The sequence below is a fragment of the Ilumatobacter sp. genome (assembly GCF_046290335.1).
Lineage (GTDB): Bacteria > Actinomycetota > Acidimicrobiia > Acidimicrobiales > Ilumatobacteraceae > Ilumatobacter_A.
This window is the reverse complement of record NZ_JBKAGH010000001.1, coordinates 1,534,677-1,550,652: the sequence shown is the minus strand read 5'-3', so window position 1 is coordinate 1,550,652 and position 15,976 is coordinate 1,534,677. Positions and strand designations below refer to the sequence as shown.

General features: G+C 63.7%; 16 protein-coding genes. 10 read left to right on the top strand and 6 right to left on the bottom strand.

Annotated features, from left to right (window positions below; genetic code table 11):
• Nucleotides 1-25: 25 nt before the first annotated feature.
• The gene (gene sigJ, locus ACE37B_RS06975; RefSeq protein ID WP_409922552.1) at nucleotides 26-976 is read right to left on the bottom strand and encodes an RNA polymerase sigma factor SigJ; all 951 of its coding nucleotides are present in this window, start codon (nucleotides 974-976) and stop codon (nucleotides 26-28) included.
• A 105-nt stretch (nucleotides 977-1,081) separates the two neighbouring features.
• Here sigJ and ACE37B_RS06970 point away from each other — a divergent pair, with 105 nt between their 5' ends.
• From ACE37B_RS06970 to ACE37B_RS06955, 4 genes are all read left to right on the top strand, one after another.
• Complete coding sequence (locus tag ACE37B_RS06970) at nucleotides 1,082-1,990, top strand: alpha/beta fold hydrolase (RefSeq protein ID WP_409922551.1); 909 nt, start codon at nucleotides 1,082-1,084, stop codon at nucleotides 1,988-1,990.
• Nucleotides 1,991-2,610: 620 nt separating this feature from the next.
• A complete protein-coding gene (locus ACE37B_RS06965) occupies nucleotides 2,611-3,885 on the top strand; it encodes an ISL3 family transposase (protein ID WP_409922550.1) in 1,275 nt (424 codons plus the stop codon).
• A 109-nt stretch (nucleotides 3,886-3,994) separates the two neighbouring features.
• Entirely contained in the window at nucleotides 3,995-5,035 is a 1,041-nt protein-coding gene (locus ACE37B_RS06960) for a tyrosine-type recombinase/integrase (RefSeq protein ID WP_409922549.1), read from the top strand.
• Entirely contained in the window at nucleotides 5,035-6,336 is a 1,302-nt protein-coding gene (locus ACE37B_RS06955; protein WP_409922548.1) for a tyrosine-type recombinase/integrase, read from the top strand. The genes ACE37B_RS06960 and ACE37B_RS06955 overlap by 1 nt, the downstream gene beginning before the upstream one ends.
• A gap of 167 nt (nucleotides 6,337-6,503) precedes the next feature.
• On the opposite strand, the gene ACE37B_RS06950 is transcribed toward ACE37B_RS06955, so the two are convergent.
• The gene (locus tag ACE37B_RS06950) at nucleotides 6,504-7,157 is read right to left on the bottom strand and encodes a TIGR03086 family metal-binding protein (protein WP_409922547.1); all 654 of its coding nucleotides are present in this window, start codon (nucleotides 7,155-7,157) and stop codon (nucleotides 6,504-6,506) included.
• Between the two features lie 313 nt (nucleotides 7,158-7,470).
• Here ACE37B_RS06950 and ACE37B_RS06945 point away from each other — a divergent pair, with 313 nt between their 5' ends.
• From ACE37B_RS06945 to ACE37B_RS06920, 6 genes are all read left to right on the top strand, one after another.
• Nucleotides 7,471-8,565 (top strand): IS5 family transposase, encoded by a 1,095-nt coding sequence (locus ACE37B_RS06945; protein ID WP_409922866.1) that lies wholly within the window; start codon nucleotides 7,471-7,473, stop codon nucleotides 8,563-8,565.
• Nucleotides 8,566-8,681: 116 nt separating this feature from the next.
• Nucleotides 8,682-9,452, top strand: coding sequence for a helix-turn-helix domain-containing protein (locus tag ACE37B_RS06940; protein WP_409922546.1), 771 nt, complete (start codon nucleotides 8,682-8,684; stop codon nucleotides 9,450-9,452).
• A gap of 229 nt (nucleotides 9,453-9,681) precedes the next feature.
• Complete coding sequence (locus tag ACE37B_RS06935; RefSeq protein WP_409922545.1) at nucleotides 9,682-10,359, top strand: hypothetical protein; 678 nt, start codon at nucleotides 9,682-9,684, stop codon at nucleotides 10,357-10,359.
• Between the two features lie 141 nt (nucleotides 10,360-10,500).
• A complete protein-coding gene (locus ACE37B_RS06930; protein ID WP_409922544.1) occupies nucleotides 10,501-10,767 on the top strand; it encodes a hypothetical protein in 267 nt (88 codons plus the stop codon).
• A 108-nt stretch (nucleotides 10,768-10,875) separates the two neighbouring features.
• Nucleotides 10,876-11,970 carry an IS5 family transposase gene (locus ACE37B_RS06925; protein WP_409922866.1) on the top strand — a complete coding sequence of 365 codons (1,095 nt, stop codon included), beginning with the start codon at nucleotides 10,876-10,878 and terminating at the stop codon, nucleotides 11,968-11,970.
• Between the two features lie 316 nt (nucleotides 11,971-12,286).
• Nucleotides 12,287-13,168 (top strand): PIN domain-containing protein, encoded by an 882-nt coding sequence (locus ACE37B_RS06920; RefSeq protein ID WP_409922543.1) that lies wholly within the window; start codon nucleotides 12,287-12,289, stop codon nucleotides 13,166-13,168.
• An 866-nt stretch (nucleotides 13,169-14,034) separates the two neighbouring features.
• Here the strand turns inward: ACE37B_RS06920 and ACE37B_RS06915 are convergent.
• The 4 genes from ACE37B_RS06915 to ACE37B_RS06900 all read right to left on the bottom strand — a co-directional run bounded on the left by ACE37B_RS06915 (nucleotide 14,035) and on the right by ACE37B_RS06900 (nucleotide 15,932).
• Nucleotides 14,035-14,730: a DUF2293 domain-containing protein gene (locus tag ACE37B_RS06915; protein WP_409922542.1), complete on the bottom strand. Its 696-nt coding sequence runs from the start codon at nucleotides 14,728-14,730 to the stop codon at nucleotides 14,035-14,037.
• A 162-nt stretch (nucleotides 14,731-14,892) separates the two neighbouring features.
• Complete coding sequence (locus tag ACE37B_RS06910) at nucleotides 14,893-15,321, bottom strand: hypothetical protein (RefSeq protein WP_409922541.1); 429 nt, start codon at nucleotides 15,319-15,321, stop codon at nucleotides 14,893-14,895.
• Nucleotides 15,275-15,685 carry a type II toxin-antitoxin system VapC family toxin gene (locus tag ACE37B_RS06905; protein WP_409922540.1) on the bottom strand — a complete coding sequence of 137 codons (411 nt, stop codon included), beginning with the start codon at nucleotides 15,683-15,685 and terminating at the stop codon, nucleotides 15,275-15,277. The genes ACE37B_RS06910 and ACE37B_RS06905 overlap by 47 nt, the downstream gene beginning before the upstream one ends.
• On the bottom strand, nucleotides 15,678-15,932 hold the full coding sequence (locus ACE37B_RS06900; RefSeq protein WP_409922539.1) for a type II toxin-antitoxin system Phd/YefM family antitoxin: 255 nt from the start codon (nucleotides 15,930-15,932) through the stop codon (nucleotides 15,678-15,680). The genes ACE37B_RS06905 and ACE37B_RS06900 overlap by 8 nt, the downstream gene beginning before the upstream one ends.
• Nucleotides 15,933-15,976: the final 44 nt, after the last annotated feature.

Here is a 15,976-nt window from a genome sequence, read left to right as displayed (position 1 = left end):
ATTGTCAACCAGTCTCCCGACCCGATCATCTGTGGTGCTCGTCGATCCGTGTCCGACGTGGGCCGGTGGTGCCGACGTGCAGGAGTTTGGCCGGGTTGCCGATCGCGTGAATGAGGTCGATGCGGCCGGCCCGAACGCCGATCGCGATGACAGCCATGACCTGCGTATCGAGATTGACAACGACGCCAGGCTCGCCATTGACGTTGGTCACCGAGAACGAGAAGTCCCGTCCCGAGAAGGATCGGACGAGGACCCTGGCGATGTGTTCGGCCCCGTCGATTGCCTGGCGTGGGGCGCCCGGAATCGTGCCGCCTGAGTCGAAATCGCCGATCGCCGCTGGATCGAGTAGTTCGATCAACGGTTCGAGTTCACCCCTCGAACACGCTTGGGCGAAACGCTGAGCGATTGCCTCGGCCTCATCGGCTGAAACAGCGGTTCGTGGGCGATCGGGATCGGACTGGATGCGCCGTCGTGCACGGCTGGCGAGTTGCCTGCACGCTGCAGGCGACCGTCCGACGATGTCGGCGATCTCGTCGAAAGAGATCGCGAAGAGATCGTGGAGCACGAACGACGTCCGCTCGGCGGGCGACAGTTGCTCGAGTACGACCAGCAGTGCCATCCGCACGGAGTCGTCGAGCGTGACGCGGTCTGCCGGGTCGATCATCGGCGACGCTGCGGTCTCGACGAGTGGTTCAGGCAACCACGGCCCCACGTAGGCGCGTTTGCGGATCTCAGCTGATCGGAGTCGATCGACGCAGAGCCGGGCGGTCACCGCTACCAGCCATCCGACCGGCTCGTCGATGTCGTCGCGGTCTGCGGCGATCAGTCGGGCGTACGCCTCTGCTGCGACGTCTTCGGCATCGGTCACGCTGCCCAACATGCGGTACCCGATGTCGAGCATGCGGCGGCGGTGCGACTGCCACAGCGCTTCGACGTCATCGGCGCCGTCCGCTGAATGGGGTCTGTTGGAACTCATGACATCAAGACGATCAACCGGCCCCAAGTGTGACATCTCCGACGCAATGTCACATTCGAGACGAGCGGATCGTCCAATTTCCACACCCAACGACAGGAGCGAACCATGACCACAATCAGTCAAACCCGCGACGAGCTCGCCCGACCCCGATGGCTGCCCACCGACCAGTGGCCGTTCGCAATCCGACGGCATGCGCATCGAAACGAACGCGGAGAACTGGTCGACATTCACTACACCGACGAAGGCGACGGACCGACACTCGTCTTTGTCCACGCAGGAATGTGGAGTTACATCTGGCGCGACGCAATCACGACGCTCAGCGCCGGCTTCCGTTGCATCACACTCGACTTCCCCGGCACCGGACTCAGCGGAGGCGACCGGCACGACATCGACATCGACACCTACCCAGCGATCCTCAACGCAGTCCTCGACGAGCGCGGCGTCGAGCGAGCGACCTTCGTTGTTCACGACCTGGGAGGCGTCGTCGGTGTCTTGGCTGCCGCCCGGCGACCCGGACGCATCACGGGGCTCGTCGCAGCAAACAGTTTCAGTTGGGTCGCCGACGGGTTGGCGTTGCGCGCGATGTTCCGATTTGTCAGTAGCCGCCCGACCACCGTTGTGCTCGGCACGTTCCGCGTGATCCCGCGCTCCACCCGCACCCGCATGGGTGTCGGACGCCACCTCGACAACAACGGACGAGCCGCGTTCTTCGGCCCGTATCAACAACGAACCGCAAGCCGCAACTTTCACCGTGTCATGCGATCGGCACGGCACTCACCAGAATCGTTCGAGCAAGCCGAACGAGCCCTTGCCGGCCCGCTTTCACAACTCCCCGTTCTCACAATCTTCGGAGAGAAGAACGATCCCTTCGGCTTCGCCGACCGTTGGAAGACACTATTCCCGACCGCCCACGGCTGGACCGTCACCGGCGGCAACCACTTCCCCATGTGCGACGACCCCATCGGCTTTGCGCACCACATCACCGACTGGCACCACACCGAGATACCGACGTGACCGCCGGCATCCGGGCGCACCAACGCCGAAAAACAGGCACGGCTGTTCCCCAACACCAAGCACGCCAGCGGCCTTCGCTGCGTACGCGTCGGCGACTCGATCCGGCTGCGGAACGTCGCACATCCCGCTGCCTTCCCGACCATGTCGGAGTGAAGCGCAAAACCGAAGACTGACACTCGGTGATTGACGGCGAGCGAGGATGCGACGAGATCGGTCGGGGTGGCGCGATCCGAACTCCGGCCTTCTGATCCCAACTTTGAAGGTCTGGGGTATCGGCCGATCGCCGCCCGCTTCGCGGTCAAACTCAACATGATCGCGCGAATCGCCGGAGCCAAAGTTCGGGCGACCTCGTGTTCACCGCGTGTTGACAGCGCTATAACAACTAGGTCGCCACGGCATTTCGACCGAGCAGATCCGGCAGCGGAGAGCGCTTTCCGCCCGGTCGCGTGTCAGGTCGCTGGAACGCTCGTTTACGAGTGGGTGCGGCCGATCGAACGTGAGGATATGTCGCTCTTCTGCTCTGTCCGTGGGTGAGTTGAGGGCCTATCCGCGGGTGCACCCCGCCTGATTCCTAGGTTTCGCGCTGTCGAAGGCTCGAAACTGAAAGGACGGCAGACGGGGTGCTGAACACCAAGGTATGGGAGAAGGCGTGCGGGTTGACGCGCACGGTCGTGGAAGGGGTCTGCGTTGACGACAGCGATGGTTCGATCGTGGTGTCGGTGAGACCTGATGCGAAGGCTCGTGGCCGCTGCGGTCACTGCCATCGACGTTCGCCTCGCTACGACCGTGGTGATGGTCGTCGGCGGTGGCGGGCGTTGGACGCCGGCACGACGAAGGTGTTCATCGAAGCCGACGCACCACGGGTCCGGTGCCGAACTCATGGCCCGACGGTGGCGGCGGTGCCGTGGGCTCGTCACGGTGTCGGCCACACCCGCGACTTCGACGACCTGGCGGCCTGGTTGGCGGTGCGCACCTCGAAGTCCGCGACGTGTGAGTTGTTGCGGGTGGCGTGGCGCACCATCGGGGCGATTGTCACGCGGGTCAATGCTGATGTCGAGGCGCGTGTTGATCGTCTCGACGGGCTGCGACGGATCGGGATCGATGAGATCTCCTACAAGCGCGGGCACCGCTACCTGATCGTCGTGGTCGATCACGACACTGGGCATCTGGTGTGGGTCGGCCCGGGCCGCACCGACGCCGACTTGGAGGTGTTCTTCGACGAACTCGGCGACGAACGCGCTGCGGAGTTGACCCACATCTCTGCGGACATGGCGGGCTGGATCGCCCGCGTCGTTGCCAAGAGAGCCCCGAACGCCGTGCGCTGCGCCGATGCGTTTCACGTCGTCGCGTGGGCGATCGAAGCACTCGACGTCGAGCGTCGCCGAGCCTGGAACCAGGCATCGGGACGAAACGCGATCACGACCGTCATGTCCCAGCGAGGACGAGCCCGAGGCACCTCGCTCGGCATCGCACGCGCCCGCTACGCGCTCTGGAAGAACCCTGGTGATCTCACCGACAACCAACGCGCCCAGCTCGACTGGATCGCCAAGATCGACCCTCGCCTCCATCGCGCCTACCTCCTCAAGGAAGGACTGCGATTCGTGTTCGCCGTCAAGGGCGACGCCGGCAAGCACGCCCTCGACAGATGGCTGTCGTGGGCGCGCCGATCACGCATGCCGGCCTTCATCGAACTCGCCCGCAAGATCGTGAAGCACCGAGGGGCGATCGATCACGCACTCGACTCCGGGCTCTCCAACGCCCTCATCGAGTCGACCAACACCAAGATCCGACTCCTCACCCGCATCGCGTTCGGCTTCCACGGACCCGAACCCCTCATCGCCCTCGCCCTCCTCGCACTCGGGAGCCACCCACCCGCCCTCCCAGGCCGAACCTGACCCACAGATCCAGCAGGAGAGCGGGATATGTGGGTAATCCTCGCCGCTTTCGGTGGCGGTGAGGGACTCTGGGTGACTGCCCCGTCGGGGCTCGAAAGGAACCCTTCCCATGTCTTGGTCACCTGAATTTCAACGCGCCGATCGCGCCGGAGGCGGGGTCGAGGTTCGGCTCGGTCATCCGGTCGTGGATCGGTATCTCGAGTTCTTGGCAGCGCGCTGCCGGCCGAACACGGTGCTGGCTGCCGGGTTCGATCTGAAGGTCTTCTTCACGCTCGTCCCGGTCGAGCCGACCCAGGTGACAACGGCGGATGTGTTGGCGTTCATCACGGCCCAACGCGCCTCGGCCGACGACACGGTCGTGCGCCTGGTTGATGGTGAGTCGGGGTTGTCGGCGCGCACGATCCAACGACGTCTGTCGTCGTTGTCGTCGATGTTCTCCTACCTGATCGTGCGCGGTGACGTTGACCAGAACCCGGTGCCGCGCGGTCTGTCGACGCGCCGGTCACGCGATCGTGGCCAGCGCAGTGTGCCGCTGATCCGAGCACCACGAACGTTGCCGCGTGTCGCTGAGCCGACCGAGGTCGACGCCCTGCTTTCGGCGTGTCGCCGGTGGCGGGATCGGGCGATGATCGAAGCCATGGTGCTGGGCGGGTTGCGCCGCTGCGAAGTCCTCGGACTACGACTCGAAGACTTGGATGGCGCGCGTCGTCAGGTGTTCATTGTCGAGGGCAAGGGCGGCCACCAACGTCAGATCCCGATCTCGTCGCGCTTCTTCTCGACCGTCGGCAACTATCTGCGAACAGAACGTCCGACCGACGCGTCGACGAACCGGTTGTTCGTCGTGTTGAAAGGACAACGCTGCGGCCGACCGCTGTCGGACGAAGGCATGAAGCAGGTGTTTAAGTCGGTGCGCGATCGTTCGGGTGTTCGGCGAATCACGTGCCACGAACTGCGCCACACCTGTTTCACGAGGTTGCGCGAAGCCGGCATGGAACTCGAAGCGCTGCAGGCTCAGGCCGGTCACCGATCGCTCGACACGACGCGCCTCTACGTCCACCTCGCCAACGGTTGGCTCGCCGAGGAATACGACAAAGCCAGCGCTCTGATCGATGCCGACATGTTCCTCGCGACCGCCGAAGGGATCGGCTGATGAGCGCCGTTCCCGCCATCGAAGTCGGTCCGGTCGAGGTTCCAGATCAGCGGGGCAAACCGCGGGAGCGCGTTTTCGACTGGCCCCAGATCGCCACGAATGCACCCGTTCTCGCAGCAACGATGCAGCGATATCTGGCTCAGATCGCGTTGTCGTTGCGCCCGTCGAGCGTGACTGCAGCCAACGGGATCCTGCGCGACTTCGCCGGCTTCTTGACGACCGAGTTCGCTGACATCGGCGGCCTGGTCGATGTCGAGCGCCGCCACGTCGAAGCATTCAAACGCCAGCTCGGCACACGACTCAGCCGCAACGACACCGGACGACCGTTGAAGCCCCAGCGGATCCGGATCGTTCTCGGAACGCTGCGCACGTTCTTCGAACGAGTGTCGGAATGGGACTACCCCGACGCCCCCACCCGCGTCCTGATCTTCAACGGCGACCTCCCCACACCCGACGATCCGCTCCCCAAATTCTTGTCCGACCCCGACGCAGCCAAGCTGATGCGCGCCGCTGCCGACCAAGACCCGACCCGACGCCTCGTCGTCGAGATGCTCGCCCGCACCGGTCTCCGCGTCGGCGAGTTTTGCGAACTCCAAGCCGATGCCGTCGTGTTCATCAACGACCGCCACTGGCTACGCGTTCCGATCGGCAAACTCCACAACGACCGCTACGTCCCACTCCACCCGCAACTCGTCGAGCAACTCGACGCACACCGACGAGACCGCTGCGACGATCTCGACCGACTGATCGTGTTCAACAGTCGACGCCTCGATCGACACATCGTTGCGCGCATCGTCAAGCGGGTCGCGAAGGCCGCCGGGATCGGACACGTCCACCCACACCAACTCCGCCACACCCTCGCGACCCAAGCCATCAACCGCGGCATGAGCCTCGAAGCGATCGCAGCGATGCTCGGCCACAAGACGCTGCGCATGACGCTCGTCTACGCGCGCATCGCGGACCGCACCGTCGCCGACGCGTATGACCGCGTCACCAACGACGTCGACGCCCTCTACACCAAATCGACCGGGCTCAGATCGGCGCCCGACGGCAGCGCAGCAATGGCGCACCTTGCCGACGAGTTCGACAACAAACTCCTCGGCAACGGCCACTGCACCCGACCCGCCCAGCTCGACTGCCAGTTCGAATCGATCTGCGAGAACTGCGCCCACTTCTCCACCAACGAGACGTTCGTCCCGGTCCTCGAAGCCCAACGCGACCACGCCGCCGACCGCGACCAACACCACCGCGTCGACCTCTTCAACATGCTCCTCGACCGCACCCGCACCGAGAGCCCATGACCTCAACCACCACAAATCCCAGACCGCCCTTGACACCGATTACCCACATAAGTGCCGATCACGCGCACGTTCCGACGTGCGAGGCGAGCATTGATATGGAGCGGGTTTTCGGCTCTGATCGCAGTGCTCTTGGGTCAGCGTGCAGCAGTTTCTTCGTCTCGATCGGGTCAGGAGGCCTGCCACTGTGGATCGCGGCCTGCAAAGCCGACGAGCTGGTCGAGCGGCGAGGCGTCATCAGGAACTGAGACCTCGGCGTCAAAGAATCCGGAGTCGGGTCCTCGATATTCCGGAGCGACCATTCCTTCGAGGAACTCGTGCGCGGGGCGAATCGCGGACTCGGGAGCCGAGTAGGGCTGACCGGTCGCCGTGGCGAGATCCCACGCGTGGATGATGTACTCACCGAGCGCCATTCCGAGAACTGCGTCGCCCGCCATACGTGAGCCGGACATCACCACCAACTGTCCAGCGGCATCGTCGGCGATGGCCTGATGGATCACTGAAAGTGCGTTGCGCACGATCTCACTCGCTGCTGTCCCGTCTGTGAGAGCGAACGTTTCGGGATCAGGGCGAGCCGTCGCGGCGGCCGGGTCGGACAACGCTGCTGCAAAGAACTGGAGCCATCCAAGGACGTGGCTACGGAGTTCGCCGACGGTGAACCCAACGCACGGCGTCGCCAGACCCAACTGGTCGTCGTCGACGTCGACAACCGCCGCCAATCGTTCCAAGACCGTGGTGAAGAGACCGGGGGTGGCGTCGGGGTCACAGAAGACGGCAGGTGCCGACGTCGGAAAGACTGGGAGTTCATCGCTCGTGTTGCTCATGAAACCGACCGTACGCGCATGCTCTGCGCTGCGTCTTGAACATTCACGCCACCGCCTCGAGAAGTAGCTTGTCACCCGTGAGACCGGTCCCTGACGACACCCGCGGGATCATCGACCCAGTCGAGATGATGCGACACGTCGACTTCGTTCGTTCTCCCGCAGGCGACGCCCTCGACGGGCTGATCGAATGGTTCTGGTCCGTTGCTTGGGAGCTCCCCAAGGGCTTCGTTCACGATCAGCAGGTGCTTAACAGGGTGCTGAAAAACCCGGATTGGTGCTCGCGTTCTGTGTCTGGATGGAAAAGAATGGGGTCATGCGTGGAACGCCTGATCGTCAGCTTGCTCTGTTGTCGTCGTTGAGCACCGAGGACCTGATCCCGGCCGAGCACCCGATCCGGAGGATCCGTGTGGTGGTCGACACCGTGCTTGCCTCGATGGACACTTCGTTCGAGGCGATGTATGCGACGTCGGGACGTCCGTCGGTGCCGCCGGAGCAGTTGTTGAAGGCGTCGGTGTTGATGGCGATGTACTCGATGCGTTCCGAGCGGGCGTTCTGCGAACGCCTCAACTACGACATGTTGTTCAAGTGGTTCCTCGACCTCCCGATCGATGCAGCTTCGTTCGACGCTTCGACGTTCTCCAAGAACCGCCAACGCCTCCTCGACGCTGACATCGCCGACGAGTTCTTCGCCGCCGTGGTCCGCCAGGCGAAGCTGCGCCGGTACATGTCGTCGGATCATTTCTCCGTCGACGGCACCTTGTTGCAGGCGTGGGCGTCGCACAAGTCGTTCAAGCCCAAAGACGACTCGGGCAGCGACAACAACGAGGGCCCAAAGGGCCGCAACTCCGAGGTGCAGTGGCACGGCCAGAAACGCTCGAACGACACGCACGCGTCGACGACCGATCCGGACGCACGCTTGTATCGCAAGTCGAACAACACCGCCGCCCAGCTCTGCTACGCCGGTCACCTCTTGATCGAGCACCGCTCGGCGTTGATCGCCGATGCCGAGGTGACAGCGGCGACCGGGTTCGCAGAACGTGACTGCGCGATCGACATGTTGAAACGACTGCCGAAGAGTGGTCGGCGAAGAACGGTGGCGGGCGACAAGAACTACGACACGAAGAACTTCGTGAAAGACGTTCGCGCCGCCGGGTTCACGCCGCACGTCGCGCAGAACAACACCAACCGAAGATCGGCGATCGACGCCAGAACGACCCGCCACGCCGGCTACACCGTGTCGCAGCGGATCCGAAAGCGGGTGGAGGAACCGTTCGGCTGGATCAAGACAGTCGGCCAGGGCCGCAAGGTCCGCTACATCGGCAACGACCGGAACCGGGCCTGGTTCAAGATGGAAGCCGCCGTCTACAACCTGATCCGGATCACGGCCCTCGACGCCGCAACCGGATGAAGATCACCTCGGCAAGGTCGCCACCGGCCGCCTCCGGAGTCGGGGATCAGTGAGCGATCACCCGAAACCGACAACGGAGATCCCCGAAAACTGACATCGAAGACCAAGCCAGCGCAATGACAACGAGGCGGGCCGCCCTCGATCCGGGCGTCCCGCCCTCAGACCCCGAATTTCAGCACCCTGTTAATCATCCAGCGGGCAACATCAGCATCGGCACCCTCGACGATGCCGGAGTGCCGCTCGATCCCGCTGAAGGGCGCGTCTACGGCGTGATGACCAAGATGAGCCACCGCCGGCTCACCTCGACCGGGTGGACCGTTGCAGCGCGCACATCGGTTGGAGGACTCGGGATCCTCCTCAACGCGCCGGCCAAAACTGTGGTCGACACCGAGCTGAGCCTCGACGGCGCCCTCCCCGGACTCGACGCCCAACGCCTCCTTGGCCGTGTCCGTGCGGAGCACTCCAACGAGGAGCGTGTCCACGACCTCCGACAAGAGCTGAACACTATGGTGGCGCGTCGCGATCCCTCACTGATCGCCGAAGCCCGAGAGGTCACCGAGGTCGCAACGGCAGCAGAGCACGACCGCACAGTGCGCCGAGTCGAACAACTCGCCACCTTGGCTGGCATCAGCGTGCGAACGCTCCAGCGGATGTTCGACTACCACGTCGGGGTCAGCCCATCGTTCGTCATTCGACGATGGCGAATCATCGAAGCCGCCGAAGCAGCACAACAAGCCCTCGCTGAAGGCGGAGGATGGAGCGGATGGGCGACGGTCGCCGCCGAACTGGGCTACGCCGACCAAGCCCACCTCACCCGTGACTTCCGCCGCCACCTCGGAACATCACCCGCCGCGTACCTTGCGCAAGCCACCAGCTCCACCGCCTGAACCGCAGGGCGACCAACCTGTGACGAGTTGGCGAAGTGGGCGTTGTCCTCCGAGCGTTATTTGCGCAGGTCTGACCCGGAAGATGTGCCGATACAGAGCGGGTGCGACGCGATGCATCTCAGAACATTTCCGAGCGGTCCTGAAGTGCTGCGTCTGGCGAAGCCTCGTCGACTACGGCGCTGACGAAAGGCTTCGGGAACTTCTCGGTGACCTGCGTCGTCAGACACCGGTGAGGATCCTCGCGTTCGTGTCAGTTGTATTCGGGCTCTTGATCACGACAGGCAGCCCAGCGGCTGCGGACTGTTCGGGCCCGACGATCGAGATTGAGCAGCGTGAGGTTGTCCGCGGGGCGCAACTCGTGGTCACGGGGTATGCCTGGGGTGACAACTGCTACGACACGGGTGCGCCCCCGGATGGAGAGGGCGTCCTGGGTGTTCCAATCGGCGGGATCGACGTCTACGTGGTGCAAGGGACCGAGGAGTTCCTCGTCGCTACTGGAGCGGCCGATGACGAGTATTCGTTCGACGTCACCATCGTCATCCCAGCCGAACTGACTGCGGGCACTGCCATCGTGCAAGCACGATGGGCGGCTAACCGCATTGCCTACAGCGAGAATCCACAGATCGTGGTGACCGATGCTTCGCCACTGGTTTCGGATGAGCCCACGGTTGCGACCTTCGAATCCGCGACGACAACGACGGCCGATTCAACCACGACTTCAACAGCCGCCCCGACGAGTGCACCATCCTCGACCGCCACGGCGGCCACCGATGCGCCGGACCCGCTCTCGGGCGATGGAGGCCAGCCCGATCAGGATTCGAACACGACCACGACGCTCGTCATCGTTGGCGTCGCCACTCTCAGTGTCCTCCTTCTGGCAGTCCTGATCGCCCGCCGCAGGGTATGACCCCGATCCGACGTGCCGCAGTTCTGGAGCGGCCGCCCGCCCGCAGTCGTGCCGTTCTTTCGCTGCCTCGATCATCAAATGGGGCCGTTGTTCTGAGCTGACGGATGCCGGAGCGAATCACCTGTGCAACAGTTTGTTCGAATGGATGTTCAGTTCCGGTGGAAGGAAGAGGTCATCCTCTGGGACGGCCGCCAGGGCTTCGTCTTCGATGGTGCGTGGGGCGGTCGGTTTCCAATCACGATCGTGCCGGACGAGGCAACTTGGGACGGCGCAGTTCCGGAGTGGCTGCATGGCCGCCGGAAGACTGTTCTTGATCGGCTCCGAGAAGAACCGAATCATCTCGTCCAGTCAGAAGACGCAAGCCATTGGGGCGACCCTTGCGAACGAGAAGTCACGCGAGAGGTCTGACGACGTATGCGCTGGCCGACCGCTTATTCTGATTGGGGCCGCTAGCAGGGTGCTGAAAAACCCGGATTGGTGCTCGCGTTCTGTGTCTGGATGGAAAAGAATGGGGTCATGCGTGGAACGCCTGATCGTCAGCTTGCTCTGTTGTCGTCGTTGAGCACCGAGGACCTGATCCCGGCCGAGCACCCGATCCGGAGGATCCGTGTGGTGGTCGACACCGTGCTTGCCTCGATGGACACTTCGTTCGAGGCGATGTATGCGACGTCGGGACGTCCGTCGGTGCCGCCGGAGCAGTTGTTGAAGGCGTCGGTGTTGATGGCGATGTACTCGATGCGTTCCGAGCGGGCGTTCTGCGAACGCCTCAACTACGACATGTTGTTCAAGTGGTTCCTCGACCTCCCGATCGATGCAGCTTCGTTCGACGCTTCGACGTTCTCCAAGAACCGCCAACGCCTCCTCGACGCTGACATCGCCGACGAGTTCTTCGCCGCCGTGGTCCGCCAGGCGAAGCTGCGCCGGTACATGTCGTCGGATCATTTCTCCGTCGACGGCACCTTGTTGCAGGCGTGGGCGTCGCACAAGTCGTTCAAGCCCAAAGACGACTCGGGCAGCGACAACAACGAGGGCCCAAAGGGCCGCAACTCCGAGGTGCAGTGGCACGGCCAGAAACGCTCGAACGACACGCACGCGTCGACGACCGATCCGGACGCACGCTTGTATCGCAAGTCGAACAACACCGCCGCCCAGCTCTGCTACGCCGGTCACCTCTTGATCGAGCACCGCTCGGCGTTGATCGCCGATGCCGAGGTGACAGCGGCGACCGGGTTCGCAGAACGTGACTGCGCGATCGACATGTTGAAACGACTGCCGAAGAGTGGTCGGCGAAGAACGGTGGCGGGCGACAAGAACTACGACACGAAGAACTTCGTGAAAGACGTTCGCGCCGCCGGGTTCACGCCGCACGTCGCGCAGAACAACACCAACCGAAGATCGGCGATCGACGCCAGAACGACCCGCCACGCCGGCTACACCGTGTCGCAGCGGATCCGAAAGCGGGTGGAGGAACCGTTCGGCTGGATCAAGACAGTCGGCCAGGGCCGCAAGGTCCGCTACATCGGCAACGACCGGAACCGGGCCTGGTTCAAGATGGAAGCCGCCGTCTACAACCTGATCCGGATCACGGCCCTCGACGCCGCAACCGGATGAAGATCACCTCGGCAAGGTCGCCACCGGCCGCCTCCGGAGTCGGGGATCAGTGAGCGATCACCCGAAACCGACAACGGAGATCCCCGAAAACTGACATCGAAGACCAAGCCAGCGCAATGACAACGAGGCGGGCCGCCCTCGATCCGGGCGTCCCGCCCTCAGACCCCGAATTTCAGCACCCTGCTAGATCGGATGTGCCGCGATGAGCGGCGTGTCCGGGGGCGTGGTCGTCGGTGATATAGAGCGGGTCGAGCAGCTCGCCGAGTGGAGGGGTCAATTGCCGTGACGGCGGGGGCCTTTGGGGGAGACTTGATCCATGAGCGATGCCTCGAACTTGCGGTCATACGCAGACCTGCTCAGCAACGAGTGGAACGAGATACGAGAGGCATTCGTTGCCGTGGTTGAGAGCTCGAGTATCGAGCGAGTCGATTGGCCCGTCGGCTTCATCGGGTTCGCAGATCAACGCTGGAGCGACGACACCCCAGCAGCTGTGCAGCGCCGACACGACCTGCTCGTGCGCTACGACCAGTGGCTCGTGCGGTTCAGACTCCTGTTCGTGGCATCCCTTCCCGAGATCGATGGCCGCATCGGCGACGTCGATGAACTTGTGCGGGGCTGGCTCGACCGATCGAACGGCAATGACTGGTCGCTCCCGACGACAATCGCCGAGGCGATCGACAAGGCGAGAAGCGGCACGACGGCCATCGACGACCTCATCGAGCAGGCGGCTCCCGACCGCGCACGCGGCGTGGTCGCGATCATCGACACGAACTGTCTGCTCCGGGACCCGGACCTCGCCCGATTCTCCAAACCCTTCGTCCGCGTTCCGGTCGAGCTGGTCTTCGTGCCGGCGGTCATTCGAGAGCTCGATGACTTGAAGGACCGCGGCCGGTCGCCGGAGGTTCGCGCTGCGGCCGCCAAGGCCGGAAAGCGGATCAAGGGGCTTCGCGACCGCGGATCTCTCTTGGCAGGCGTGACCGTCGAAGGCAATCTGACGGCACGGATCGAGCCGGTGGAACCTGATTTCGCCAGGCTTCCGACCTGGCTTGACCCGAACACCCCCGACGATCGAGTGCTGGCCTCGACGCTCACCATTCAGGCATCGCAGCCCGACAGGGTGGTCGTATTGATCACGAACGACCTCGGGCTCGCTACCAAGGCGGAGTTCAACGGCATCCCCAACATCGACGAGCCGTAGACCGCTTGACGTGAGAGAACTGGCACGCCGACGAAAGTTCGGCGTCGAGGCCGGCATCCGCGCGTTTCCGGGCGGTCGGTCGCTCGCCGACGTGCCGATCTGGCGCACACTGCGAGATGTTGCCACAGCGGTGATATGCGCACCTTGAAAGCTTCTTTGGCAGGCCTGCCGACAGGTCGCTCGCCGTGCCTCGCTACCCCTGGCGTTGGATATCGCGCCGAACTGCGTCGACGAGGTGCGCCCACGTCGTCGCGGGACCGCTCGGCGACTTGGGACCGTACTCACATCGCATCACGGTCGGCAATCGCCAGTCTGTTCCGTCGAACCCGATTGATGAACCCTGCTCCCGCTGAGCGGCACTGGGCTCGATGAACCCCTTCTCGAATCGGACATCGTCGACCTCGATATGGAGCGATCCGACGGGGTCGGGCACTCCGACTACCGAATCGGTGCGGCGTCGCGACAAGACAACAGGAACGTCGGTGATCCGAGCAAGAAAATCCTTGAGCCTGCGAATGGCCAAGGCGCGCCGCTCTCCGTCGGCATGGTGAGTCCACGCAACCGAGATCCCGCTGTCGGTACTTTCCGCCCGAACCAACAGCATTGGTTCGTCGATCAGGTCCGTCGGCACATACTCATTCTCGCGCACCTTGCCGATCGCGTACGTGCTGCTACGAGCGGTTTGTCGACGGGTGGTCGGTTGTGGTGACGGGCGGCAGTCCCCGATGGGCCACCGTCAGCGTCGACTGCTGCGACGAGTGCGTCGAAGCGAGTAGCTGAAACAAAGGTGTCGCACAGCCAGACAAGTAGTCGTTCCGCGCCCACGCGGCCGAGTTGACTCGACGACTTCGGCTCCAACCGGAGAGTCATCCGACCGTGGCGCCTCCGCCGGAGTGGTGTTGCCGGTGAGCGTCGAGGAATGCTTCGACTTCGTCGTGAGCAGCGCGTTTGATCTCGCGGTAGTCGTCATCGTCGATGTCGTCGCCGAGTTCGACGTTCGCGTTGTCGAGTCGATCGTGGTAGTCGGTGTGGTGGTGGCGGATGTAGGCGCGGGCGGCAAGCACAGCGCGTTCGTCAACGCTGAGCGTTCTGGTGCGGCCGACCCGGCCGCTGCCGACGACGGTGGCTTGCGCAGCGGTGCCGATGGCGATGTCAACTGCGAGGTCGTGGTGTTCGGGCACGAAGTCGAGCCACCGCACAACCGTGTCGCGCAGCTCCCCTTGGTAGTCGGCCTCGAGGCGCTCTCGATGACGGGCACCGGCGACGCGAGACCGAGCACGCTGGTTGGCTGTCTCGATGGCGGCGTTGCGGGCTGCGTCGATTCCTGCGGTGGGTGCGAGCAGGCCGAGGCGTCGTCGATGACCGCCTCGCCGGTTCTTCGGTTTCCATGCATTCCAGTAAACGCCGGCTGCCTTCACCCGCCTGGTGACGAACGCATCACCAGATGCCAAGAACTCCCAACCGTCGGGCACGACGAGTTCACCGAGGTCCGGGTTCCACCATCCGGCCTTCGTGTCGTAGACGTCGAGGTTCTCCGATGCCGGGTCCTCCTGCGCAACCATCCGCCAATTGTCGCGCGACTCGGCGTGGGCGCGCAGCGGTGCCCGAACACAGTTGAGGCAGTCGTGGCAAGGCGCGTTCCTGAGCGGGCTTGACCAATCCGAAGTGCCGATCACGAGCACTTTTGATGCTGCAGGTAGCCCGGCGATCTGAGCGGGGCGAGGTCAGTCAACGTGCTCGCGACGAGCCAGAATCGTCTTGAGTTGCGCGTAGGTGTCGAGCCAAAGCGCCTGATCCTTGAAGTGAAGCAAGGCTGGATCGAGTTCGGCTACCTGGGATTCGTCCATGTCCGATTCGGCCGCCGATTCCTGGAGGCTGAGGAGACGTGAGCGGTACGCGAGCAAACGCTTCGTCGTCAGAGCGTTAAGCTCTTCAAGTCCCAACGGACGAACGTTTCGTTGCTTCACTTGTCCAGAGTGCACGCCGAGCCGACGGACTGCAAGCCCGCCAATAGGTTTGTGCACTCTCGACTGATCCGACAGGTCGCACGTGCCGATCACGATCAGCTCGACGAGTTCGGAAGCGAGAGTGATCAGGCGCGGGATCTCAGATGGCGATGACGTTGACCAAGTCGTCCAGAGCAGCGAAGTCACTCGGGTTCCGCGTGTAGAGCGGCAGTTCGGCAGAGCACGCAATGGCTGCGATCATGAGATCGACCGCGCGTGCGCCTCGCGCTTTGCGACCTGCTGCTGTCACTGCTGCGTAGATCCGCCCATACGCGCGTGCTGCGTCGGCATCGAACGGCAACGGAGAGAACGCAGCCTCGGTCCTTTGTAACCGGTCTTGGCGACGCGCGCGCTCCGCTGGATCATTGGCCGCATGCGGACCCGCCGCGAGTTCGGCCATTGTGAGCGCAGTTACAGCGACCTCGGATGGAAGCATGCTTACGTCGATGGTGTCGAGGTCGATGACGACCGACGTGTCGAGTACGCCACGCTCGAACCGTTGATCAGCCACGAGGTTCGATGCTCTGATCGGTGACAGCGTCGAGGTCTCGTCGGAACTGTTCGCCGTCGATGGCCGGAGCTGCCTGGAAGAGCTGCGCGATGGAATCCGCCGTCACGAAACGAAGTCGCCGCAGCGGGGTGAGTTCACCCACCGGCACGCCGTTGCGCGTGACCACGAAGGACTCGCCCTCGTCGAGGCGACGCATGATCTCTCCGCTGCCGTTGCGCAGTTCTCGTTGGGTGACGACCTGACTCATCCCTCCATCGTAGCACTACGTGCTACACCCGCTCAAGAATAATC